21 protein-coding genes and 5 tRNA genes are annotated in these 22,368 nt (G+C 52.6%); 9 read left to right on the top strand and 17 right to left on the bottom strand.

Annotation, left to right across the window (positions count from 1 at the left end):
* Positions 1 to 32: 32 nt before the first annotated feature.
* From HV041_RS02145 to mltB, 16 genes are all read right to left on the bottom strand, one after another.
* The gene (locus tag HV041_RS02145) at positions 33 to 1,400 is read right to left on the bottom strand and encodes a carbohydrate porin (RefSeq protein WP_165712444.1); all 1,368 of its coding nucleotides are present in this window, start codon (positions 1,398 to 1,400) and stop codon (positions 33 to 35) included.
* 346 nt (positions 1,401 to 1,746) lie between these two features.
* Positions 1,747 to 2,262, bottom strand: a complete 516-nt coding sequence (gene luxS, locus HV041_RS02140; protein WP_016154160.1) for an S-ribosylhomocysteine lyase — start codon at positions 2,260 to 2,262, stop codon at positions 1,747 to 1,749.
* 149 nt (positions 2,263 to 2,411) lie between these two features.
* A complete protein-coding gene (gene gshA, locus HV041_RS02135; protein WP_121584966.1) occupies positions 2,412 to 3,971 on the bottom strand; it encodes a glutamate--cysteine ligase in 1,560 nt (519 codons plus the stop codon).
* 77 nt (positions 3,972 to 4,048) lie between these two features.
* A complete protein-coding gene (locus HV041_RS02130) occupies positions 4,049 to 4,477 on the bottom strand; it encodes a YqaA family protein (RefSeq protein WP_042313100.1) in 429 nt (142 codons plus the stop codon).
* A complete protein-coding gene (gene yqaB, locus HV041_RS02125; protein ID WP_048213012.1) occupies positions 4,474 to 5,040 on the bottom strand; it encodes a fructose-1-phosphate/6-phosphogluconate phosphatase in 567 nt (188 codons plus the stop codon). Before yqaB ends, HV041_RS02130 begins: the two co-directional genes overlap by 4 nt.
* A 116-nt stretch (positions 5,041 to 5,156) precedes the next feature.
* Positions 5,157 to 5,233 (bottom strand) — tRNA-Arg (locus HV041_RS02120).
* A gap of 171 nt (positions 5,234 to 5,404) precedes the next feature.
* Positions 5,405 to 5,481 (bottom strand) — tRNA-Arg (locus tag HV041_RS02115).
* Positions 5,482 to 5,520: 39 nt separating this feature from the next.
* Positions 5,521 to 5,597, bottom strand: a tRNA-Arg gene (locus tag HV041_RS02110).
* Between the two features lie 90 nt (positions 5,598 to 5,687).
* Positions 5,688 to 5,764 (bottom strand) — tRNA-Arg (locus tag HV041_RS02105).
* Between the two features lie 3 nt (positions 5,765 to 5,767).
* Positions 5,768 to 5,860, bottom strand: a tRNA-Ser gene (locus HV041_RS02100).
* A gap of 336 nt (positions 5,861 to 6,196) precedes the next feature.
* Positions 6,197 to 6,382, bottom strand: coding sequence for a carbon storage regulator CsrA (gene csrA, locus HV041_RS02095; RefSeq protein ID WP_000906486.1), 186 nt, complete (start codon positions 6,380 to 6,382; stop codon positions 6,197 to 6,199).
* 238 nt (positions 6,383 to 6,620) lie between these two features.
* Positions 6,621 to 9,248, bottom strand: a complete 2,628-nt coding sequence (gene alaS / locus HV041_RS02090) for an alanine--tRNA ligase (protein WP_048213013.1) — start codon at positions 9,246 to 9,248, stop codon at positions 6,621 to 6,623.
* 128 nt (positions 9,249 to 9,376) lie between these two features.
* Positions 9,377 to 9,877 (bottom strand): recombination regulator RecX, encoded by a 501-nt coding sequence (recX, locus tag HV041_RS02085; protein ID WP_116361109.1) that lies wholly within the window; start codon positions 9,875 to 9,877, stop codon positions 9,377 to 9,379.
* A gap of 86 nt (positions 9,878 to 9,963) precedes the next feature.
* Positions 9,964 to 11,028 carry a recombinase RecA gene (gene recA, locus HV041_RS02080; protein ID WP_121584967.1) on the bottom strand — a complete coding sequence of 355 codons (1,065 nt, stop codon included), beginning with the start codon at positions 11,026 to 11,028 and terminating at the stop codon, positions 9,964 to 9,966.
* A gap of 92 nt (positions 11,029 to 11,120) precedes the next feature.
* Positions 11,121 to 11,618: a nicotinamide-nucleotide amidase gene (gene pncC / locus HV041_RS02075; RefSeq protein WP_115601590.1), complete on the bottom strand. Its 498-nt coding sequence runs from the start codon at positions 11,616 to 11,618 to the stop codon at positions 11,121 to 11,123.
* A gap of 191 nt (positions 11,619 to 11,809) precedes the next feature.
* The gene (gene mltB / locus HV041_RS02070; RefSeq protein WP_048213016.1) at positions 11,810 to 12,889 is read right to left on the bottom strand and encodes a lytic murein transglycosylase B; all 1,080 of its coding nucleotides are present in this window, start codon (positions 12,887 to 12,889) and stop codon (positions 11,810 to 11,812) included.
* A 264-nt stretch (positions 12,890 to 13,153) separates the two neighbouring features.
* Between mltB and srlA the strand changes: the two genes are divergently transcribed.
* The 7 genes from srlA (at position 13,154) to gutQ (ending at position 18,073) form a co-directional block, all read left to right on the top strand.
* Complete coding sequence (srlA, locus tag HV041_RS02065; RefSeq protein ID WP_048213017.1) at positions 13,154 to 13,717, top strand: PTS glucitol/sorbitol transporter subunit IIC; 564 nt, start codon at positions 13,154 to 13,156, stop codon at positions 13,715 to 13,717.
* Complete coding sequence (locus HV041_RS02060; RefSeq protein ID WP_048213018.1) at positions 13,714 to 14,685, top strand: PTS glucitol/sorbitol transporter subunit IIB; 972 nt, start codon at positions 13,714 to 13,716, stop codon at positions 14,683 to 14,685. Before srlA ends, HV041_RS02060 begins: the two co-directional genes overlap by 4 nt.
* Before the next feature lie 13 nt (positions 14,686 to 14,698).
* Entirely contained in the window at positions 14,699 to 15,061 is a 363-nt protein-coding gene (gene srlB, locus HV041_RS02055) for a PTS glucitol/sorbitol transporter subunit IIA (protein WP_048213019.1), read from the top strand.
* 17 nt (positions 15,062 to 15,078) lie between these two features.
* The gene (gene srlD, locus HV041_RS02050; RefSeq protein ID WP_005130555.1) at positions 15,079 to 15,858 is read left to right on the top strand and encodes a sorbitol-6-phosphate dehydrogenase; all 780 of its coding nucleotides are present in this window, start codon (positions 15,079 to 15,081) and stop codon (positions 15,856 to 15,858) included.
* A gap of 55 nt (positions 15,859 to 15,913) precedes the next feature.
* Positions 15,914 to 16,273, top strand: a complete 360-nt coding sequence (gene gutM, locus HV041_RS02045) for a transcriptional regulator GutM (RefSeq protein ID WP_048213020.1) — start codon at positions 15,914 to 15,916, stop codon at positions 16,271 to 16,273.
* Positions 16,274 to 16,341: 68 nt separating this feature from the next.
* Positions 16,342 to 17,115, top strand: a complete 774-nt coding sequence (locus tag HV041_RS02040) for a DNA-binding transcriptional repressor (RefSeq protein ID WP_048213021.1) — start codon at positions 16,342 to 16,344, stop codon at positions 17,113 to 17,115.
* Complete coding sequence (gene gutQ / locus HV041_RS02035) at positions 17,108 to 18,073, top strand: arabinose-5-phosphate isomerase GutQ (protein ID WP_115642983.1); 966 nt, start codon at positions 17,108 to 17,110, stop codon at positions 18,071 to 18,073. Before HV041_RS02040 ends, gutQ begins: the two co-directional genes overlap by 8 nt.
* On the opposite strand, the gene norR is transcribed toward gutQ, so the two are convergent.
* Positions 18,070 to 19,590: a nitric oxide reductase transcriptional regulator NorR gene (gene norR, locus HV041_RS02030; RefSeq protein WP_121584968.1), complete on the bottom strand. Its 1,521-nt coding sequence runs from the start codon at positions 19,588 to 19,590 to the stop codon at positions 18,070 to 18,072. The genes gutQ and norR overlap by 4 nt on opposite strands.
* A 188-nt stretch (positions 19,591 to 19,778) precedes the next feature.
* Between norR and norV the strand changes: the two genes are divergently transcribed.
* The gene (gene norV, locus HV041_RS02025; protein WP_048213024.1) at positions 19,779 to 21,227 is read left to right on the top strand and encodes an anaerobic nitric oxide reductase flavorubredoxin; all 1,449 of its coding nucleotides are present in this window, start codon (positions 19,779 to 19,781) and stop codon (positions 21,225 to 21,227) included.
* Positions 21,224 to 22,357 carry an NADH:flavorubredoxin reductase NorW gene (gene norW, locus HV041_RS02020; protein WP_121584969.1) on the top strand — a complete coding sequence of 378 codons (1,134 nt, stop codon included), beginning with the start codon at positions 21,224 to 21,226 and terminating at the stop codon, positions 22,355 to 22,357. The genes norV and norW overlap by 4 nt, the downstream gene beginning before the upstream one ends.
* The last annotated feature ends 11 nt before the right edge of the window (positions 22,358 to 22,368 follow it).

Raw genomic sequence — 22,368 nt, 5'->3', positions numbered from 1 at the left:
ATCTGCGGATCCCTTTTTTATTGTGGCCAGCATCAGAAATAATATTTGAATCTCAGGCGTCCACCGTAACGTGCATCTTCGCTGTTGTCGCCATTGTTCGGATCGGCCTCAACCCATGAGGCATAAGCACCGAGATAGATATTAAAGTTTCTCATATTCATTACGTTAGGGAATAAGTATGAGGCATGAATGGTGTGAATGTCATAGCTGCCCGGATCGGTGATCCAGCAGTCTTCCTCGCAAACGGCCTCCAGGTTGGTGGCATTGAAAGCGTCAATGTTGTTATGCGCATAGATATAGCCCAGTTCGAATCGATGCCACAACGCGTTCACCCCAGCGGTAAAATCGGTCTCATCGGTCGCGTCCATATAAGCAGTATTCAGGTTAATCACCGCGCCGTCTTCCGGATCGGTTTTTTGTCCGTCCCAGGTCATGGTAAAACCATACCCCGTACGATCGGACTGATCGATCCACTTCCCGTTCTCATAATAGCCGTAGGCGTTGTTAACGACGTTACTTTCCATCGCCACTGCCGTCGAGAAACGCCCGTTCTGCCAGGCGATCACCGGGCGCACGTAAGCCACGTTTTTATCATTGGTTAAGTCCATCCCGTGGTACTGCTTCTCGGTATAGAGCGTACTGCCATTTTCCATCAATGTATTCACTTCAAAATACCAGTTATCGATGGTTTTACTTATCAGGAAATTACCGCCGCTGTCGCTACGTCCACGCCCCTCTTTCATCATATAAATATAGCCATAGCCATCGCTGTAAAGGTCATTCGCCGTATTACCTGAATATTCAATAAACGTATCTTGATTCAGCGGGAACATATCGTACGCTTCAAAACGTCCGACCTTAATTTGCCAGTCTTTTTCCTGGCCAAAAAAGAACACTGCATCATCGAGATTCATTTTTCCGGTCAGGTCTGCCAGCGGCTGAACTGAGAATCCAGCGAAATTACCGTTGTTCAGTCGTTGGTAGCCATCAAACCCTAATAGCAGACGCCCGTTGATATCCCAACGTTCATTCGTTCCCGGCGCCCAATCTTTATTTGCCGAAGTTCTGGTTGATGTCAGACTACCAGAGCGGCTTGCCGCATCCATATTAAACTCAACGTCGCCATAGAACTTGATATCGCTAAAACCGGATAGCGTTAACTTGGGTGGATTTTCCGTAGAGGCGGAGGGTTCAGCAGACTGTACTTGCACCGTCGGCGCTGCGGCTACCTGCTGCTGCCTCAGCGAGCGAATTTGCAATTCAGCATCTGCGGCTCGCTGTTCGGCATTAATCACGCGCTGCTCCAGTTCGGCAAGACGCTGTTCAATAGCGGTATTTGCTGCCCAAAGGTTATGCGAAAAGCAAGCGCCGACCACAAGCGCTAAATATTTCACCTTCATTTTTTATCCCTAAAGTTTAATGTATACCAGATAAGATTTGATAAAAACCCTATCTACCGGCTATTAAAAGAGTCTTGTTATTACCCGGATATCTGGCGCATTCCATTATGTTTTTCTATTAATTATTTATGTTTTTTAGTTTATGTGATCAATACACTCTGGCATCATTAATTATCCGCCTCTTTCTGTCTACCAGATCACATTTTATTATTTAACAGGTCAGGCATTACTTAAATTAAAATGTATTCTTGCCGCAAATATAATAAACACACATTATATTAAGTAATAAAAAACCCCGGATATAAACCGGGGTTAATTTAAATACTGGAACAGCTAATCAATAAGACTAAATATGCAATTCCTGCAGTTTCTCTTTCGGTAGCGCCAGCTCTTCATTGCTGTTCACGCGCACATCATGCTCCAGAATATGACGCGCGATATCCTGTGCTTCGCTAAGAGAGTGCATCTGATACGTACCGCACTGGTAAACGTTCAGTTCTGGGATCTGGTTCTGATCCTGCACTTTCAGCACGTCCGCCATCGCCGCTTTCCACGCATCGGCAACACGCTGCTCGTCCGGCGTACCAATCAGGCTCATGTAGAAGCCGGTACGGCATCCCATCGGAGAGATATCGATAATCTCAACGCCGTTACCATTAAGGTGATTACGCATAAAACCTGCAAACAGGTGTTCCAGCGTATGGATACCTTTCTCAGGCATCACTTCTTTGTTCGGAATGCAGAAACGCAGATCAAACACGGTGATTGCGTCGCCATGCGGGGTGTTCATCGTTTTTGCAACCCGGACCGCGGGAGCTTCCATCCGGGTGTGATCGACAGTAAAACTATCTAACAACGGCATTTAGCCACCTCCGATAAATTTTTTAAAAATAATCTGAACTCTTTGTTCCGGGGCGAGTCTGAGTATATGAAAGACGCGCATTTGTTATCATCATCCCTGTTTTCAGAGATGAAATTTTGGCCACTCCCGAGTGGCCTTTTTCTTTTGTATCAAGCGTGCTTTTCCAGCCACACGCTAAACGGCTCAGTATCAGCCGCTTCTATCTCCTGCTGACGACGCTTCGAAGCCTCGGTTTCAGCAATAAATTCAGCTTCCTGCAATATTTCTAATGGTTCTTCACGCAGCAGATTTCGGTAAGCCTCACCCAGCGCTTTGCCCGTGCCGCCAATGCCTTCATCAATCATAGACCGCAGGATGCGAGCTGAGAAAGTCAGTTCAGGATTGTCAAAACAGGCCACCAGTTGATCGCAGACCTTCTGATACTCCTCTCCCCCATCGATGCTGTCCAGCGTTTGTGCCACGCGTTTCAGGTCACGGAACAGATCTTTACCCACTTTAGGCAGCGGGAACTGGGCCGTTTCACAACCAATACCTAACGTCAGGCCTGGCTTGCGCCCTTCCAGAATAACGCGATTCCAGTTAGTACGCGTACACAGCAGCTCGTCGCTACTCATTTCCGGGGCATCAGCCAGAACGCACCAAACCATGAACAAATCGAGGAAGCGCACCTGTTGTTCATCTACGCCGATTGGCGAGAAGGGGTTGATGTCGAGCGAACGCACTTCGATATACTCAATGCCGCCGCGTAGAAGCGCATCAGACGGCGTTTCACCGCTGCGAGTCACGCGTTTCGGACGAATTGGCGCATACAGTTCATTTTCGATCTGCAAAACGTTGCTGTTGATTTGCAGGCGCTTACCGTCTTTCTCCAGACCGATCGCCGCGTACTCCTCTGAAGGCGTTTTAATCGCGCGCTTCAATCCTGCCACATACTCATGCAAATCGTTAAACGTAATTCCGAGATTGCTTTGCGACTTATTGGTATAACCCAGGTCACTCAGACGCAGCGACGTGGCATAAGGCAGGTAATACATACCACAATCGGTTTTTTCAAACGGCAGCGTTGTCGGTTTTCCTTGCAGGAAGGAGGAACAAATGGCCGGAGAGGCGCCAAACAGATACGGGATCACCCAACCAAAACGGTAGTAGTTGCGAATCAGACGGAAATACCCTGCTGACACTTTTTCTTTAGCGTCTTCATCGCCATCTGTTACGCCACATTTCGCCTGCCAGAAAGCCATCGGCAGCGAGAAGTTGTAGTGTACGCCGGAGATAGTCTGCATCAACGCGCCGTAACGGTTTTTGAGGCCTTCACGGTAAAGGGTTTTCAGACGACCGATATTCGACGTACCGTACTGCGCCAGCTCGATATCCTGACCTTCGGCAATATAGCAAGGCATGCTCAACGGCCACATACGCTCATCGCCAAGATTCCTTGCGGTATAGCGATGCAGATCGCGCATGAACGTGAGCATTTTGTGAATGTCATCGCCCGGTGGAGTAATAAACTCCAGCAGTGTTTCGGCAAAGTCAGTGGTTATCCATTTATGCGTTAGCGCTGAGCCTAACACTTCAGGATGGCCTGTCGTTGCCAATGAACCATCAGCATTAACACGCAGCGTTTCGCGCTCGAGCCCGCGTTGAATCCCCTCTAACGCATGAGGATGTTTTTCCAGCCAGGCCAGCGCCTGTGATACGTCCGGGATCAAATTGACCTCCCGCCTGTCAAAATCGTTTTAATTAGCATAATGGTATTGGTCAACCTGCAGGTTATTCCACAACACAATTAGTGCCACCACATAATGCCTTGCGTCGTAACCGCCGCGACCACAACATAGCGCAGCGCTTTGCCAAGACATAAAAAAAAGAGAACTGGGCCCCACGAGATGCGCATCCATCCCGCTAACAAGCACAGTAAATCACCCACAACCGGCATCCAGCTTAATAATAGTGTGACAGCGCCATAGCGCCTCAGCCAGCCAGTGGCTTTTTCTTGCCAGCGCGATGTTTTACGCAACGGAAAGAAACGCCCAAGGATAACGTTAGTTAACCCTCCAAGGCTATTACCCATTGTTGCTGTTAAAACTAAGACCCAGGGATGACTCGCTCCAGAAACCAGTAAGGCAACTAAAACAACTTCAGAATTTCCAGGTAATAGCGTGGCGCTGAGAAAGCTGCTGGCAAACAGCGAGAGGAGCGACAGTCCATCACTCACAATAACCGGACATCCACGGCGTCCATTCCTGCGGCACGCGCCGCCTGAAGCCCAAAATCGGCATCTTCAAACACGACGCAACGCGCCGGTTCAACGCCCATACGTTCAGCACAGAGCAAAAACGTATCAGGAGCCGGTTTGTGGCGTTGTACGTGATCGGCCGCCACCACGGCATCAAAATAACGACGCAGCCCAAGGTGAGTAAGCAGCGCTTCTGCAATCGCACTTTCACTCCCCGTTCCTACCGCCATAGGCCGACGCCCATGCCAGGCTTTCACGACGTCAACCAACGGCAGAGGCTGGACGCTATCCAGCAACATGCTTCTCACCTTGTCGGTTTTTTCACGCGCTAAGGCATGGGGGTCGAGATCGGCATGATTCAATTCAATTACCGACTGGGCAATACGCCACGTTGGGGAGCCGTTGAGGGCGACCATGGCTTGTTCATCAAAACGCAGCCCATAATGCCCCAATACCTCATGCCACGCCTTACGGTGCGTTGGCTCGGTATCCAGGATGGTGCCATCCATATCAAAAATCAAACCCGCATAACGTTCGTACATCGTCTTCTCGCAAGCCGAATGACCAGACGTTATTTTATCGTAATTGATTGATTTTGTCGCTGACAGCGAATTGAGGGGCATTCAGAGAATATGTGGAAATAATTTAAAGGGGGAGATGGTGCATCCGGGAGGATTCGAACCTCCGACCGCTCGGTTCGTAGCCGAGTACTCTATCCAGCTGAGCTACGGATGCATCGGGAATTGCTGATTACTACTGATACTGCAAAGAAGATGGTGCATCCGGGAGGATTACTCGGCTGCGCCTCGCCCTGCGGGCCGTTGCTGAAGCAACGTTATCCTCCCTGGTACTGGCGATTATCTCGCAGACCATGAAACAACAGTTTTGCTGCTATCTCGGAGAAGATGGTGCATCCGGGAGGATTCGAACCTCCGACCGCTCGGTTCGTAGCCGAGTACTCTATCCAGCTGAGCTACGGATGCATCGGGAATTGCTGTTTACTACTGATACTGCGAAGAAGATGGTGCATCCGGGAGGATTCGAACCTCCGACCGCTCGGTTCGTAGCCGAGTACTCTATCCAGCTGAGCTACGGATGCATCAGGAAAACTTACTTACTGCAGATTTGATATCGCTGCTAAAGTGATATCGATTTCCGTAACAACGCTAATGCGTTATTGCAGAGAAGATGGTGCATCCGGGAGGATTCGAACCTCCGACCGCTCGGTTCGTAGCCGAGTACTCTATCCAGCTGAGCTACGGATGCAAATGGCGGTGAGGCGGGGATTCGAACCCCGGATGCAGCTTTTGACCGCATACTCCCTTAGCAGGGGAGCGCCTTCAGCCTCTCGGCCACCTCACCAACACGCCTCTTGCGAGTGCTTCGAAGAACTTGTTTCTGCTCATCGTCGCTGCGTGGCGCACATATTACTTTCTGGGACTTATAAGTCAAACAATTTTTCCAGAGCTTTTATCGTTTGCACATTTCACGCGCAATTAGTCTGCAAAAACGGCAAAAAGAGTGTTTTATCAACAGATAAATTGGCAATTTCCTGAAGCAGTGAACAAACGGAAACTTCGTAGGGAAAGGCATTACGCCCAGTGGAATCGAAAAAATGGGGAGGACGAAGAAGAACAGAGAAGAAAAAGGGTAACTCGATCAGGTTGCGCCTCACCAGACAGGTGAGACGCGAAAACCTTAGTAACTGGACTGCTGGGATTTTTCAGCCTGGATACGCTGGTAGATCTCTTCCCGATGGACAGAAACTTCTTTCGGGGCGTTGACGCCAATGCGCACCTGGTTGCCCTTCACCCCTAAAACTGTCACGGTGACCTCATCGCCTATCATGAGGGTCTCACCAACTCGACGAGTCAGAATCAGCATTCTTTGCTCCTTGAAAGATTAAAAGAGTCGGGTCTCTCTGTATCCCGGCATTATCCATCATATAACGCCAAAAAGTAAGCGATGACAAACACCTAAGTGTAAGCAGTCACGGCATCACATTCTGTTAAACCTAAGTTTAGCCGATATACACAACTTCAACCTGACTTTATCGTTGTCGATAGCGTTGACGCAAACACTGCGGATTGAAGTCCGCAGCGTCGGCTTACGCTTATAATTTTTACAGTTTTGCGCTAACCCAGCCTTTCACACTGGCTAACGCTGCCGGCAGAGCCGCAGCATCCGTACCACCGGCTTGCGCCATGTCCGGACGACCACCACCCTTGCCGCCTACCTGCTGAGCGACCATCCCAATCAGTTCCCCTGCTTTCACGCGGTCTGTCACATCCTTAGACACGCCCGCAATCAGAGAAACCTTACCTTCAGCAACTGTTGCCAGTACGACAACAGTAGAACCCAGCTGATTTTTCAGATCATCAACCATGGTACGCAGCATTTTCGGTTCAACGTCCGCAAGCTCGCTGACCAACAGCTTCACGCCATTGATATCAACGGCTTTGCTGGAAAGGTTCGCACTTTCCTGCGCTGCGGCCTGTTCCTTCAATTGCTGCAATTCTTTTTCGAGCTGACGCGTACGTTCCAGTACGGAACGAACTTTGTCACCGATATTCTGGCTATCGCCTTTCAGCAACTGCGCAATATCGCTTAAGCGATCGCTTTCAGCATGCACGGTATTAAGAGCGCCTTCACCAGTCACGGCTTCGATACGACGAACGCCTGCCGCAGTACCAGACTCGGAGATAATACGGAACAGACCGATATCGCCCGTACGGCTGGCGTGAGTACCACCACACAGTTCGGTAGAGAAATCACCCATACTCAGTACACGCACGTGGTCATCGTATTTCTCACCAAACAGCGCCATTGCACCTTTGGCTTTCGCCGCCTCAAGATCCATGATGTTCGTTTCAATCGGCAGGTTGCGACGAATTTGCGCATTCACCAGATCTTCAACGGCACGGATTTCAGCAGGCTTCATCGCTTCGGTATGAGAGAAGTCGAAGCGCAGGATTTTATCGTTAACCAGCGAACCTTTCTGTGCCACGTGCGTGCCCAGAACCTGGCGCAGCGCCGCGTGCATCAGATGCGTTGCGGAGTGGTTCAGGCGAATACGTGCACGACGCGCTTCATCCACATCAGCCTGCACTGCATCGCCAACTTTCAGAGAACCCGCAGACAGTTTGCCGATGTGGCCAATCGCCTGACCATATTTCTGCGTGTCGCTAACGGCAAACGCGAAGCCCGCACCTTTCAGTTCGCCTTTATCGCCAACCTGACCACCAGATTCCGCATAGAACGGTGTCTGGTCAAGAACGACAACGGCATCCTGACCTGCGTTAATGGCGTCTACCGCTTTACCATCAACAAACAGCGCGGTGACTTTGCCGTTCAGTTCCAGGTGCTCGTAGCCTTTAAATTCAGAAGCACCATCAACGCGAATCATCGCATTGTAGTCTGCGCCAAAGCCGCTGGCTTCACGTGCGCGACGGCGCTGTTCTTCCATTGCGGCTTCAAAGCCCGCTTCATCAACCTTAATGTTACGCTCGCGGCAAACGTCTGCCGTCAGGTCAACCGGGAAACCGTAGGTGTCATACAGACGGAATGCGGTTTCGCCGTCCAGCGTATCGCCGGACAGTTTTGCCAGTTCTTCATCCAGCAGCGCCAGGCCACGCTCCAGCGTACGCGCAAACTGCTCTTCTTCGGTTTTCAGAACCTGCTCAACCATAGACTGTTGACGCTTCAGCTCTTCGCCCGCGGAACCCATTACATCTACCAGCGGACCAACCAGCTTGTAGAAGAAGGTGTCCTTCGCGCCCAGCATGTTGCCATGACGAACTGCGCGACGAATGATACGGCGCAGCACATAGCCACGGTTTTCATTAGACGGAACAACGCCATCGGCAATCAGGAACGCACAGGAACGGATATGGTCGGCGATAACGCGCAGTGATTTATTGCTCAGATCGGTCGCGCCGGTGACTTTCGCCACGGACTCAATCAGTGAACGGAACAGGTCAATTTCATAGTTGGAGTTAACGTGTTGCAGCACGGCCGCAATACGCTCCAGACCCATACCGGTATCCACGGACGGTTTCGGCAGCGGTTCCATGGTGCCGTCAGCCTGACGGTTGAACTGCATGAAGACGATGTTCCAGATCTCAATGTAGCGATCGCCATCTTCTTCCGCGCTTCCCGGAGGGCCACCCCAAATATGGTCGCCGTGGTCGTAGAAAATTTCGGTGCACGGACCGCAAGGACCGGTATCACCCATCTGCCAGAAGTTGTCGGAAGCATAAGCCGCGCCTTTGTTATCACCGATACGGATGATACGTTCGCGCGGAATACCGACTTCTTTTTCCCAGATTTCATAGGCTTCATCGTCAGTTTCATAGACGGTGACCCACAGACGCTCTTTTGGCAGGGCAAACCAGTTTTCACCGGTCAACAGTTCCCATGCGTATTGAATGGCGTCGTGTTTGAAGTAATCGCCGAAGCTGAAGTTGCCCAGCATTTCGAAAAAGGTATGGTGACGTGCAGTGTAACCGACGTTTTCCAGGTCGTTGTGCTTACCGCCCGCACGTACGCAACGCTGCGAGGTGGTTGCGCGGGAATAATTACGCTTGTCGAGGCCAAGGAAAACATCCTTGAACTGGTTCATCCCGGCGTTGGTAAACAACAAAGTAGGGTCATTGTTCGGTACCAGGGAGCTGCTGGCAACTACCTGATGTCCTTTACTATGGAAAAAATCGAGAAACGCCTGACGGATCTCAGCGGTGCTCTTGCTCATAATTATCCTGAAGAAATCAAGCTAACGAAATGTCATTACCAGCATCGGCACGTAAACTGCGCCTCTGGCAATCGAAAAGTGGGAATAAGATAAGTTTTCTTTACTGGGAAGTAAAATCCCGTATGCGCTCAATCGTCAAAATTTCGCCATATTGCCTGAATATCTTCCATCAGATAGCCGCGATAGAGCAAAAAACGCTGGACCTTTACCTTATCTGAAAATTCCACAGGTAAAGGTTCACCGTACTTCCGGACGGCCTGCTCGCGCGCAAGCACTGCCCAGTCAATTTCACACTCGCGCATAGCACGCTCAATGGACTCACGCGCGATCCCTTTCTGATTTAATTCCTGACGCACGCGGGCAGGTCCGTAGCCCTTACGACTGCGGCTGGCGATAAACTGCTGAACGAAGCGGTCATCATCCAGATAGCGACTTTCAATACACCAGGCGATGACCTTGTCGTAATCCTCCGGCGTAGCATCAATGTCTTCCGGTCCATTTTTTCCCATCACCGGAGCGGCCAGCTTACGCCGCAGTTCCTGCTCACTGTGGTCGCGCATCGCAAGTATTCGCACGGCGCGGTCAAGAAGTCGGGAATAAGCGGAACGGCGGGAAGTTGCGTCTGTCATAGTGAGCCTTCAGAAATGAAAAAGGGCTGCATGATATGCAGCCCTTTACTATATACGATTCAAAACATGCGATTCAAAACAGGTTATCAGAAATCTTCGTTCGTTTCTTTTACGTCTTCACCACTGTCATCAACGGAGAAATCAGGCGTTGAATCCTGGCTATTGAGCAGTAACTCACGTAATTTCTTCTCAATTTCTTTCGCGGTTGCCGGGTTTTCTTTCAGCCAGTTAGTTGCGTTCGCTTTACCCTGACCAATTTTCTCACCGTTGTAGCTGTACCATGCACCCGCTTTTTCAATCAGCTTCTCTTTCACGCCCAGGTCAACCAGTTCGCCGTAGAAGTTGATGCCTTCACCGTAAAGAATCTGGAATTCAGCCTGTTTGAACGGCGCTGCAATTTTGTTTTTCACAACCTTAACGCGGGTTTCGCTGCCAACTACGTTGTCACCTTCTTTCACCGCGCCAATACGACGAATATCCAGACGAACAGACGCATAGAATTTCAGGGCGTTGCCACCGGTGGTGGTTTCCGGGTTACCGAACATAACGCCAATCTTCATACGGATCTGGTTGATGAAAATCAGCAGCGTGTTGGACTGCTTCAGGTTACCGGCCAGCTTACGCATCGCCTGGCTCATCATACGTGCCGCAAGGCCCATATGAGAGTCACCGATCTCACCTTCGATTTCTGCCTTCGGCGTCAATGCGGCAACGGAGTCGACCACGATAACGTCAACCGCGCCGGAACGCGCCAGCGCATCACAGATTTCCAGCGCTTGCTCACCGGTATCCGGCTGAGAACACAGCAGATTATCGATATCAACACCAAGCTTACGGGCATAAACAGGGTCCAGCGCGTGTTCCGCATCGATGAACGCACAGGTTTTACCTTCGCGCTGTGCGGCGGCAATAACCTGCAGTGTCAGCGTTGTTTTACCGGAGGATTCAGGCCCGTAGATTTCGACGATACGGCCCATTGGCAAACCGCCCGCGCCCAATGCGATATCCAGAGAAAGCGAACCGGTGGAGATGGTTTCCACGTCCATGGAACGGTCTTCACCGAGGCGCATGATGGAGCCTTTACCGAATTGCTTTTCGATCTGACCCAGCGCTGCCGCCAACGCTTTCTGTTTGTTTTCGTCGATAGCCATTAATTACTCCTGTCATGCCGCTTTCGGGTTAAACCGCGAAACGTGATAGATAATGTTCTGTTGAGGCAATTATACTGTATGCTCATACAGTATCAAGTGTTTTGTAGAAATTGTTGCCACAGGGTTTGTAACGCGTAGACAGTCGCCTGTCGACGTACCGCATCGCGATCGCCGATAAAGCATTCCCGGCGGGTAATCCCCTCGCCGCTTGCGCTGGCAAAGGCAAACCATACCGTCCCCACGGGCTTGTCTTCACTACCGCCATCGGGTCCTGCGATACCGCTAATCGAGACGGCGAAGTCAGCACGGGCGGCTTTTAGCGCGCCAATCGCCATTTCAACGACCACCGGTTCACTCACCGCGCCATGCTGGGTCAGCGTCTCTTCGCGCACGCCAATCATCTGCGCTTTGGCTTCATTGCTGTAGGTCACAAACCCGCGTTCAAACCAGGCGGAGCTTCCGGCAATATCCGTAATCGCTTTGGCTACCCAGCCGCCGGTACAGGATTCCGCCGTCGTCACTGTTGCCCCGCGCGCTTTCAGCGCCAGGCCAACCTGCTCGCTTAACTGCATCAGTTCACTGTCGGTCATTTCAGCCTCTGTCAGTTAAAAAATATGCCGGACAAGATAGCACTTTCATAACCAATATGGGGATGGGGAGAACGTTTTACGAGGAGGATTCCAAAAATTGCTCCGTTGCACAAATAAGATCTGCCGGATGGGGATGTCAGGGCATCTTCTCCGGCCTACAAGAGATATCCTCCGGTAGGCCGGGGGAGCGATTACTGCACGCGCGCCAGCGCCACCGCCTGACCCAATTGCCACACGGCCATCGCGTAGTGGGTACTGTGGTTGTAGCGGGTGATGGTGTAGAAGTTCGGCAACCCATACCAGTACTGGTAGCCGGTACCGATATCCAGGCGCAGCAGGCTGGCCTGCTGATGATTCCCCAACGACTGCTGCGGCGTCAGGCCCGCGGCGGCAAGCTGAGAAATGCTGTACTGGGTTTTAAAGCCGTTAGCCAGCCCAGGCGCCTGACCATTTGCCGGAACCGCGACCGTATCGCCTTTCACCCAGCCGTGACCTTTGAAATAGTTCGCCACGCTACCGATGGCATCAACCGGATCCCACAGGTTAATGTGCCCATCGCCATTGAAATCAACGGCATATTGTTTATAGGAAGACGGCATAAATTGGCCGTAGCCCATTGCCCCCGCGAAAGAACCTTTCAAATCGAGCGGATCGTCGCTTTCATCTCGCGCCATCAGCAGGAAGGTTTCCAGTTCACCAGAGAAGTATTCCGCACGACGAGGATAGTTAAACGACAGCGTCGCCAGCGCATCCAGAATCCGCGTTTTACCCATCACGCGGCCCCAGCGAGTTTCTACGCCAATAATACCAACGATAATTTCCGGCGGTACGCCGTATACCTGCCACGCGCGGTTCAGCGCATCTTCGTATTGATTCCAGAACGCCACGCCGTTTTGCACGTTATCCGGCGTGATGAACTGTTTACGATACCGCAGCCATGCGCCGTTAGGTCCGGCTGGCGGTTGCGTCGTCGGCGCCTGGCGGTCCATCAAACGCAATACCGAGTCCAGACGCTTGGCCTGCGACAGGATCTCCTGCAATTGCTGGCGGTCAAAGCCGTGCTTGTTCACCATTTTCTCGATGAACTGCTGTGCATTCGGATTATTGGCGAAGTCGCCGCTTGTTTGCATGACGTTGTGCTGCGGCTCAAGCAGGAAGCCGCCGGATGGCGTACCCGTAGTCGTTTGAGTCTCTGAAGGTTTGGGTTTGCTGCTACAGGCAGCAAGCAGTACGAAAAGGGGGAGTAACGCTACATAACGACGCTTGAACATGAGACATCCATTAAACAAATTCAGCCTGGGGGAAGTATGGTAAAGCATCCTCCGTCATACAAGGAAGCGGTAGTCGCTCTCCTTCACAGAATTTACATCCCCTTTCATCTCTGAGCCGCACATTTGCGAGCACTCACGCAATAACTTTCAAATTAAAATATTTTCCTTTCATTTTGAGATCAAAATAACACTTTTAAATCTTTCGATCTGATTAAAATTGGTTACCGTTTGGCAAGGTAACTAAAATCCCTACAGGAGAGAATAATGATCGACACCATCACACTCGGTGCGGAGTGGTTTATCGGGCTGTTCCAGAAAGGCGGAGAGGTCTTTACCGGCATGGTGACCGGTATTCTTCCACTGCTGATTAGCCTGCTGGTCATCATGAATGCGCTGATTAACTTTATTGGCCAGCAGCGTATTGAACGTTTTGCCCAGCGCTGCGCCGGAAACCCATTGTCTCGCTACCTGCTGCTGCCGTGCATCGGCACATTCGTTTTTTGTAACCCCATGACGCTGAGCCTGGGCCGTTTTATGCCAGAGAGATATAAGCCCAGCTATTACGCAGCAGCGTCCTATAGCTGCCACTCAATGAACGGCTTGTTCCCACACATTAACCCCGGAGAGTTGTTTGTCTATCTGGGGATTGCCAGCGGCTTGACGACGCTGGGCCTCCCGCTCGGCCCGCTCGCGGTGAGCTATTTGCTGGTCGGTCTGGTGACCAACTTCTTCCGTGGCTGGGTGACCGATTTCACCACCGCCATCTTTGAGAAAAAAATGGGCATTCAACTTGAGCAGAAAGTGCATCTGGCGGGAGCAACATCATGACGCGTATTCGTATTGAAAAAGGCACCGGTGGTTGGGGTGGTCCGCTTGAACTGGAAGCAACGCCCGGGAAGAAAATTGTCTATATCACTGCCGGAACGCGCCCGGCGATTGTCGACAAGCTGGCGAACCTGACCGGCTGGCAGGCCGTTGATGGCTTCAAAGAAGGTGAACCACCAGAGAATGAAATCGGTGTAGCGATCATCGACTGCGGCGGCACACTGCGCTGCGGGATCTATCCAAAACGTCGTATCCCGACGGTGAATATTCACGCGACCGGGAAATCCGGCCCTCTGGCACAATACATTATTGAAGATATCTATGTCTCTGGCGTGAAAGAAGAAAATATCACCGTTGTCGGTGAAGCATCCGCTACGCCAACGCCTGTAAACAGCACTATCGGTCGCGATTACGACACCAGCAAAAAAATCACTGAACAGAGCGATGGCCTGCTGGCAAAAGTTGGCATGGGCATGGGTTCAGCCGTTGCAGTGCTGTTCCAGTCCGGGCGCGACACCATCGATACCGTCCTGAAAACTATTTTGCCATTTATGGCGTTCGTCTCGGCACTGATCGGCATCATTATGGCTTCCGGTTTGGGTGACTGGATAGCCCATGGACTCGCACCGTTAGCCAGCCATCCGCTGGGGCTGGTGACCCTGGCGCTGATTTGTTCTTTCCCGCTGCTGTCGCCTTTCCTCGGCCCCGGTGCGGTTATCGCCCAGGTTATCGGCGTTTTGATCGGCGTACAGATTGGTTTGGGGAATATTCCCCCTCATCTGGCGCTACCTGCCCTGTTCGCCATTAACGCTCAGGCTGCATGCGACTTTATTCCTGTCGGGCTGTCGCTGGCCGAAGCGCGTCAGGACACGGTTCGCGTCGGCGTGCCATCCGTTCTGGTGAGTCGTTTTCTCACCGGCGCGCCTACCGTTCTCATCGCCTGGTTTGTTTCCGGCTTTATTTACCAATAAGAGGCACTCAAAAATGACCGTGATTTATCAGACCACCATCACCCGTATCGGCCAGAGCGCCCCGGATGCACTCAGCGACCAGATGTTGATTACCTTTCGTGAAGGCGCGCCAGCGGATATCGAGGAGTTTTGCTTCATTCATTGCCACGGCGAGCTGAACGGTTCGTTGCAAGCCGGGATCCAGTTTGAACTGGGCCAGCATCACTACCCGGTCACCGCCGTTGGCAGCGTAGCGGAACAAAATTTACGTGAACTGGGGCATATCACCCTGCGTTTTGACGGACTGAGCGAAGCGGAATTCCCCGGCACCGTACACGTTGCAGGCCCCGTACCGGACGGTATCGCGCCGGGCTGTATTTTGAAGTTTGTTGCTTAAGATTGAAGGAGATAAAGATGAATCAGGTTGCCGTTGTCATTGGTGGAGGCCAGACCCTTGGGGCATTCCTTTGCCGTGGGCTTGCGACAGAAGGATACCGCGTCGCGGTGGTGGATATTCAAAGCGATAAAGCCGCCAACGTGGCGCAAGAAATTAACGCCGAGTTTGGCGATGGCACCGCCTACGGTTTTGGCGCAGATGCCACCAGCGAACAGAGCGTGCTGGCGCTATCACGCGGAGTGGATGAAATATTTGGCCGTGTCGATCTGCTGGTTTACAGCGCCGGTATCGCTAAAGCCGCATTTATTAGCGATTTTCAGCTTGGGGATTTCGACCGCTCGCTGCAGGTGAATCTGGTCGGCTACTTCCTCTGCGCACGTGAGTTCTCACGCCTGATGATCCGCGATGGCGTTCAGGGGCGCATTATCCAGATCAACTCCAAATCAGGGAAAGTGGGCAGTAAACACAACTCTGGCTATAGCGCGGCAAAATTTGGCGGCGTGGGCTTAACCCAGTCGCTGGCGCTGGATCTGGCGGAATACGGGATCACCGTGCATTCATTGATGCTCGGCAACCTGCTGAAATCACCGATGTTCCAGTCGTTACTACCGCAATATGCGACCAAGCTTGGCCTTAAGCCAGACGAAGTTGAGCAGTACTACATTGATAAGGTTCCACTCAAACGCGGCTGCGATTATCAGGACGTGCTGAACATGCTGCTGTTTTACGCCAGTCCAAAAGCCTCTTACTGCACCGGGCAGTCCATCAACGTGACCGGCGGTCAGGTGATGTTTTAATGTTGAATTGCCGGATGGCGGCTACGCTTATCCGGCAAAATCAAAGGAGTACATTATGGTTTCCGCACTGATTACCGTCGCCGCTATCGCCTGGTGCCTGCAACTGGCGCTCGGTGGCTGGCAAATATCCCGCTTTAATCGGGCTTTCGATAAGCTCTGCCAACGGGGTCGGGTTGGCGTGGGGCGCTCCGGCGGACGTTTTAAACCCCGCGTGGTGATCGCCATTGCGTTAGATGAGCAGCAGCGGGTTACCGATACGTTATTTATGAAAGGTCTTACGGTATTCGCCAGACCCGGCAAAATTGCCACAATAATGGGCAAACATCTTGATGAATTACAGCCTGATGTGATCTTTCCCCATGATCCGCTATCGCAGAATGCACTATCATTAGCGCTTAAACTGAAACATGGGTAATTTCGTTGTGAATGCTAATAGCTTGCGAAATTATCATTTTGCAACCTATAGTCAGGGTAATCACGCCTATGAAACCTCGTCAGCGTCAGGCTGCCATACTGGAGCACCTGCAAAAGCAGGGAAAATGCTCGGTTGAAGAACTGGCCCACTACTTTGACACCACCGGCACGACCATTCGCAAAGACCTGGTCATTCTGGAAAATGCCGGCACCGTCATTCGTACCTATGGCGGCGTGGTATTAAATAAAGACGAATCCGACCCGCCAATCGATCACAAAACGCTAATCAACACGCATAAAAAAGAGCGGATTGCCGAAGCCGCCGTCCGTTTTATTCACGATGGCGACTCGATTATTCTGGATGCGGGCAGCACCGTACTGCAGATGGTGCCGATGCTCACGCGCTTTAGCAACATCACCGTTATGACCAACAGCCTGCACATTGTTAACGCCCTTTCGGAGCTGGACAACGAGCAAACCATCCTGATGCCCGGCGGGACCTTTCGCAAAAAATCTGCGTCATTTCACGGTCAGCTGGCAGAAAACGCCTTTGAGCAGTTCAGCTTTGATAAACTCTTCATGGGCACCGACGGCATTGACCTCAATGCCGGCGTGACCACTTTTAATGAGGTGTTTAGCGTCAGTAAAGCGATGTGTAATGCCGCTCGCGAAGTGATTCTGATGGCTGACTCGTCAAAATTTGGGCGCAAAAGCCCTAATGTTGTATGCAGTCTGGAAAGCGTCGACAAGCTGATTACCGATGCGGGTATCGACCCTGCATTTCGTCAGGCGCTGGAAGCAAAAGGGATTGAAGTGATCATAACCGGAGAAACCAATGAGTGATGCACTACTGAACGCGGGCCGTCAGACGTTAATGCTGGAACTACAGGAAGCCAGCCGTTTGCCTGAGCGACTGGGCGATGATTTTGTCCGCGCTGCCAATACTATCATCCACTGTGAAGGCAAAGTCATTGTCTCCGGTATTGGTAAATCAGGTCATATTGGCAAAAAAATTGCGGCGACCCTCGCCAGTACCGGCACGCCTGCCTTTTTTGTGCATCCGGCGGAAGCGCTGCACGGTGACTTAGGGATGATCGAAAGCCGTGATGTCATGCTGTTTATCTCCTACTCCGGCGGTGCGAAAGAGCTGGATCTCATCATTCCACGCCTGGAAGACAAATCCGTCGCCCTGCTGGCCATGACCGGAAAACCGACCTCACCGTTGGGCCTGGCCGCCAAAGCCGTGCTGGATATTTCCGTTGAGCGCGAAGCCTGTCCGATGCGCCTGGCGCCGACCTCCAGCACCGTTAACACGCTGATGATGGGCGACGCGCTGGCCATCGCCGTGATGCAGGCGCGCGGCTTTAACGAAGAAGATTTCGCCCGCTCGCATCCGGCGGGTGCGCTGGGCGCTCGTCTGTTAAATAAAGTGCATCATCTGATGCGTCGTGACGATGCCATCCCGCAGGTGAAGCTTACCACCAGCGTCATGGACGCGATGCTGGAACTTAGCCGTACGGGTCTTGGCCTGGTGGCAGTCTGCGACGACGCCTCGCTGGTGAAAGGCGTCTTTACCGACGGCGACCTGCGCCGCTGGCTGGTTGGCGGTGGAGCGCTCACCACTCAGGTTAGCGAGGCGATGACCCACAATGGCGTTACGCTGCAGGCACAGAGCCGCGCGATTGACGCCAAAGAGATCCTGATGAAGCGCAAAATCACCGCCGCACCGGTGGTCGATGAAAACGGTAAACTCACCGGTGCTATCAACCTGCAGGATTTCTATCAGGCCGGTATTATCTAATCCTTCAACCCCAGACGCTTCGCCAGCCGGTGCAGGTTGGCGACGTCTGTTTCCAGCGTCCGCGCACTTGCCGCCCAACTATGGTTATTTTGTGCCAGCGCCCGGCGGATCATCTCCCGCTGGAACGACTCTGTTGCTTCACGCAGGTTGTGATGCTGTGGGATCTCCGCAACAACTTCCGCCGCCGGTGTTACTGGCGCTTCATCCTGCAGGGCAAAATGCTGCGCCTCCAGCACCACTTCATCCCCTGCCCTGGTGGCTCTTGCCAGAACGACCGCGCGGTGAATGGCATGTTCCAGTTCACGCACGTTCCCGGGCCAGGCGTAGCTCAACAGATGACTACGCGCACCGGGGCTTAACACCACGCGGGACAGTCCCAGCCGCAGCCGACATTGCTCGCAAAAATAGCCTGCCAGCAGCACCACGTCTTCGCCGCGTTCACGAAGAGGCGGTACCGAAAGGGGAAAGACGCTCAGCCGGTGGAACAAATCCGCACGGAAATTCCCGGCCAACACCTCTTCGCGTAAATCACGGTTCGTCGCCGCCAGTACGCGCACATCCACGCGCAAGCTGCGATCGTCACCCACGCGCTGAATATCGCCGTACTGCAATACGCGCAGCAGCTTAGCCTGTAGCGCCAGCGAGAGTTCACCTATCTCGTCGAGAAATAGCGTCCCATTGTCGGCCATTTCAAACTTACCGCTACGATTGCTGATAGCCCCGGTAAACGCGCCTTTTACGTGACCAAACAGTTCGCTTTCCGCTACGCTTTCCGGCAACGCCGCGCAGTTCAGATACACCAGTGGATTCACCGCACGCGGCGAACCTTCATGGATAGCTTTAGCCACCAGCTCCTTCCCGGTCCCTGTTTCGCCGCTAATCAGCACGTTGAGATCGGACCCCGCCACAATCTCAATCTCTTTTTTCAACTGCATCATATTGGGCGACAGGCCAATCATCTGGGTTTCCGTCACCTGCTCGAAAGCCGTCGACGAACCTGGCAGCATATTCTGGCTTTCCAGCTGTTCAATCAGCAACGCATTGCTCAATGCGCCAGCCGCCAGCGCGGCAATCAGCCTAAGCTCCTCATCGCTGAAAACATCGAACTGATCGGGCTCCATGCCATCCAGGGTTAACGCACCAATCAAATTTTGACCGGCGAACAACGGCAGCCCAATACAGGCATGCACCTTCAGACTCTCCTGCCCCGGAATCAGACCATCATACGGGTCTGGCAAATCGCTGTCGGCAGGAAAACGTACCACGTCCCCGGCGCGGGCAATCGCCTCCAGACGCGGATGCCCTTCCAGAGTAAAGCGTCTGCCGAGAACATCCTGCGCCAGCCCATCGATCGCCAGCGGAATAAACTGTCGCGACTCGTAGCGCAGCAGTGCCGACGCGTCGCACTCCAGCACCTGACGCAAGGTGGTTATCAGTCGTTGAAAACGGTCCTGATGCCCAATACCGCTTTGTAATTCAATGGCGATGCCCGCCAGCACGTCTACGGAAAAGCTCATGGCTACCTCATTGTCATTTTGACAATTCATATTGTCATATTGACAATAAAACATATAGTCATTTTGACTACCACCTTATAGGTGGAAAAACAACTAACCCTTTAAAATCAAATAAATAAAAAGTTGGCACGCAACCTGCAATTAGCAAAACATCTTTTTTGAAAAACGCTGAATTAATTGAGGTTGCTATGTCTATTCTGGTTAAAAATAACATTCATTGGGTTGGCCAACGTGACTGGGAAGTGCGTGATTTCCACGGAACTGAATACAAAACGCTGCGCGGCAGCAGCTACAACAGCTATCTCATCCGTGAAGAAAAAAATGTCCTGATTGATACCGTAGACCACAAGTTTAGCCGTGAATTCGTGCAGAACCTGCGCAGTGAAATTGACCTCGCGGATATCGACTACATCATCATTAACCATGCAGAAGAAGACCACGCCGGGGCGCTGACCGAGCTGATGTCCTGCATCCCGGACACGCCGATTTACTGCACAGCCAACGCCATTGACTCTATCAACGGGCACCACCATCACCCGGAATGGAACTTTAACGTAGTGAAAACCGGTGATTCGCTGGACATTGGTAACGGCAAGCAGCTGATCTTCGTTGAAACGCCGATGCTGCACTGGCCGGACAGTATGATGACCTACATGACCGGCGATGCGGTGCTGTTCAGTAACGACGCCTTCGGTCAGCACTACTGCGACGAACGTCTGTTTAACGACGAAGTTGACCAGACTGAACTGTTCGAACAGTGCCAGCGTTACTACGCCAATATCCTGACGCCATTCAGCCGTCTGGTTACACCGAAAATTACTGAGATCCTCGGCTTCAACCTGCCGGTCGATATGATTGCCACTTCCCATGGCGTGGTATGGCGCGACAACCCGACACAAATCGTTGAGCTGTACCTGAAATGGGCGGCGGATTATCAGGAAGACCGCATCACCATTTTCTACGACACCATGTCCAACAACACCCGCATGATGGCGGACGCGATTGCCCAGGGCATCAACGAAGTCGACCCGAACGTGGCGGTGAAAATCTTTAACGTCGCCCGCAGCGACAAAAACGAAGTTCTGACCAACGTCTTCCGCTCTAAAGGCGTGCTGGTCGGGACTTCCACAATGAACAACGTGATGATGCCGAAAATCGCCGGTCTGGTGGAAGAGATGACCGGCCTGCGTTTTCGTAACAAGCGTGCCAGCGCCTTTGGTTCACACGGCTGGAGCGGCGGTGCGGTAGACCGTTTGTCCACGCGTTTGCAGGATGCGGGCTTTGAAATGTCCCTGAGCCTGAAAGCGAAATGGCGTCCTGACCTCGATGCGCTGGAACTGTGCCGCCAGCACGGCCGTGAAATCGCACGTCAGTGGGCGCTGGCTCCATTGCCGGAAACAACCGTGAAAGCCGTCGCCCAGGAAGAAGCCTGTGCCTGTGCCGCTGCGGCTGCCGCCGATCTTGGTCCCAGCATGCAGTGCAGCGTGTGCCAGTGGATTTACGATCCAGCAAAAGGTGAACCGCTGCAGGACGTTGCACCGGGTACGCCGTGGAGCGACGTGCCGGATAACTTCCTGTGCCCGGAATGTTCATTAGGTAAAGACGTCTTTGACGTACTGGCAACGGAGGCAAAATGAGCCACGGAATTGTCATCATTGGTTCGGGCTTTGCCGCCCGCCAGTTAGTCAAAAATATCCGTAAACAGGATGCTGCTGTTCCGCTGACCCTGATTGCCGCGGACAGCATGGATGAGTACAACAAGCCCGATCTCAGCCACGTTATCAGTCAGTCACAGCGTGCAGACGACCTCACCCGCCAGTCGGCGGGTGAGTTTGCCGAACAGTTTAATTTGCGCCTGTTCCCACATACCTGGGTAACCGACATCGACGCCGATGCCCACGTAGTGAAAAGTCAGGACAAGCAGTGGCAGTACGAAAAACTGGTGCTGGCAACGGGGGCTTCAGCCTTTGTACCTCCGGTTAGCGGGCGTGAGTTAATGCTTACATTGAACAGCCAACAAGAGTACCGCGCCTGTGAAACGCAGCTGCGTGACGCCCGGCGGGTACTGATTGTTGGCGGTGGCCTGATTGGTAGCGAACTGGCGATGGATTTCTGTCGTGCAAGTAAAGCGGTGACGCTTATCGACAACGCCGCCAGCATTCTGGCCTCGCTGATGCCGCCGGAAGTCAGCAGTCGCTTACAGCATCATCTGACCGATATGGGTGTCCATCTGCTGCTGAAATCACAGCTTCAGAGTCTGGAGAAAACCAGTACCGGTATTCGCGCCACGCTCGATCGTAGCCGCAACGTCGAAGTCGATGCGGTGATTGCCGCCACCGGCCTGCGCCCGGAAACCGCACTGGCGCGTCGCGCCGGATTGAACATCAATCGTGGCGTCTGCGTCGACAGCTACCTGCAGACCAGCCACCCGGACATTTATGCCCTCGGCGACTGTGCGGAAATTAACGGTCAGGTCCTGCCGTTCCTGCAGCCGATTCAACTGAGCGCCATGTATCTGGCGAAAAACCTGCTCGGCGGCAATGCGCCATTGAAGCTGCCAGCGATGCTGGTAAAAGTCAAAACGCCGGAGTTGCCATTGCATCTGGCAGGGGAAACCCAGCGCCGCGATCTGAACTGGCATATTGCCGCCGAAGCGCAAGGGATGGTCGCCAGAGGGATGAACAACGAAGGCCAGCTGTGTGCGTTTGTCGTCAGTGAAGACCGCATGAAAGAGGCCTTTGCGCTGCTGAAAACGTTGCCCGTGTAAGTCTGTGATGC

The sequence above is a fragment of the Citrobacter sp. RHBSTW-00029 genome, from assembly GCF_014104295.1.
Taxonomy (GTDB): domain Bacteria; phylum Pseudomonadota; class Gammaproteobacteria; order Enterobacterales; family Enterobacteriaceae; genus Citrobacter; species Citrobacter youngae.
The sequence above is the reverse complement of the archived record's forward strand: the minus strand, read 5'-3'. Positions and strand labels throughout refer to the sequence as shown.

Excerpts from the sequence above, each read along its gene's own strand:
- srlA (WP_048213017.1), top strand. The coding sequence starts at position 13,154 with ATGATCGACACCATCACACTCGGTGCGGAGTGGTTTATCGGGCTGTTC.
- norR (WP_121584968.1), bottom strand. The coding sequence starts at position 19,590 with ATGAGCTTTTCCGTAGACGTGCTGGCGGGCATCGCCATTGAATTACAA.
- norV (WP_048213024.1), top strand. The coding sequence starts at position 19,779 with ATGTCTATTCTGGTTAAAAATAACATTCATTGGGTTGGCCAACGTGAC.
- srlD (WP_005130555.1), top strand. The coding sequence starts at position 15,079 with ATGAATCAGGTTGCCGTTGTCATTGGTGGAGGCCAGACCCTTGGGGCA.
- norW (WP_121584969.1), top strand. The coding sequence starts at position 21,224 with ATGAGCCACGGAATTGTCATCATTGGTTCGGGCTTTGCCGCCCGCCAG.
- gutM (WP_048213020.1), top strand. The coding sequence starts at position 15,914 with ATGGTTTCCGCACTGATTACCGTCGCCGCTATCGCCTGGTGCCTGCAA.
- srlB (WP_048213019.1), top strand. The coding sequence starts at position 14,699 with ATGACCGTGATTTATCAGACCACCATCACCCGTATCGGCCAGAGCGCC.
- pncC (WP_115601590.1), bottom strand. The coding sequence starts at position 11,618 with ATGACCGACAGTGAACTGATGCAGTTAAGCGAGCAGGTTGGCCTGGCG.
- HV041_RS02040 (WP_048213021.1), top strand. The coding sequence starts at position 16,342 with ATGAAACCTCGTCAGCGTCAGGCTGCCATACTGGAGCACCTGCAAAAG.
- gutQ (WP_115642983.1), top strand. The coding sequence starts at position 17,108 with ATGAGTGATGCACTACTGAACGCGGGCCGTCAGACGTTAATGCTGGAA.
- alaS (WP_048213013.1), bottom strand. The coding sequence starts at position 9,248 with ATGAGCAAGAGCACCGCTGAGATCCGTCAGGCGTTTCTCGATTTTTTC.
- HV041_RS02060 (WP_048213018.1), top strand. The coding sequence starts at position 13,714 with ATGACGCGTATTCGTATTGAAAAAGGCACCGGTGGTTGGGGTGGTCCG.
- recA (WP_121584967.1), bottom strand. The coding sequence starts at position 11,028 with ATGGCTATCGACGAAAACAAACAGAAAGCGTTGGCGGCAGCGCTGGGT.
- yqaB (WP_048213012.1), bottom strand. The coding sequence starts at position 5,040 with ATGTACGAACGTTATGCGGGTTTGATTTTTGATATGGATGGCACCATC.
- recX (WP_116361109.1), bottom strand. The coding sequence starts at position 9,877 with ATGACAGACGCAACTTCCCGCCGTTCCGCTTATTCCCGACTTCTTGAC.
- HV041_RS02145 (WP_165712444.1), bottom strand. The coding sequence starts at position 1,400 with ATGAAGGTGAAATATTTAGCGCTTGTGGTCGGCGCTTGCTTTTCGCAT.
- luxS (WP_016154160.1), bottom strand. The coding sequence starts at position 2,262 with ATGCCGTTGTTAGATAGTTTTACTGTCGATCACACCCGGATGGAAGCT.
- mltB (WP_048213016.1), bottom strand. The coding sequence starts at position 12,889 with ATGTTCAAGCGTCGTTATGTAGCGTTACTCCCCCTTTTCGTACTGCTT.
- csrA (WP_000906486.1), bottom strand. The coding sequence starts at position 6,382 with ATGCTGATTCTGACTCGTCGAGTTGGTGAGACCCTCATGATAGGCGAT.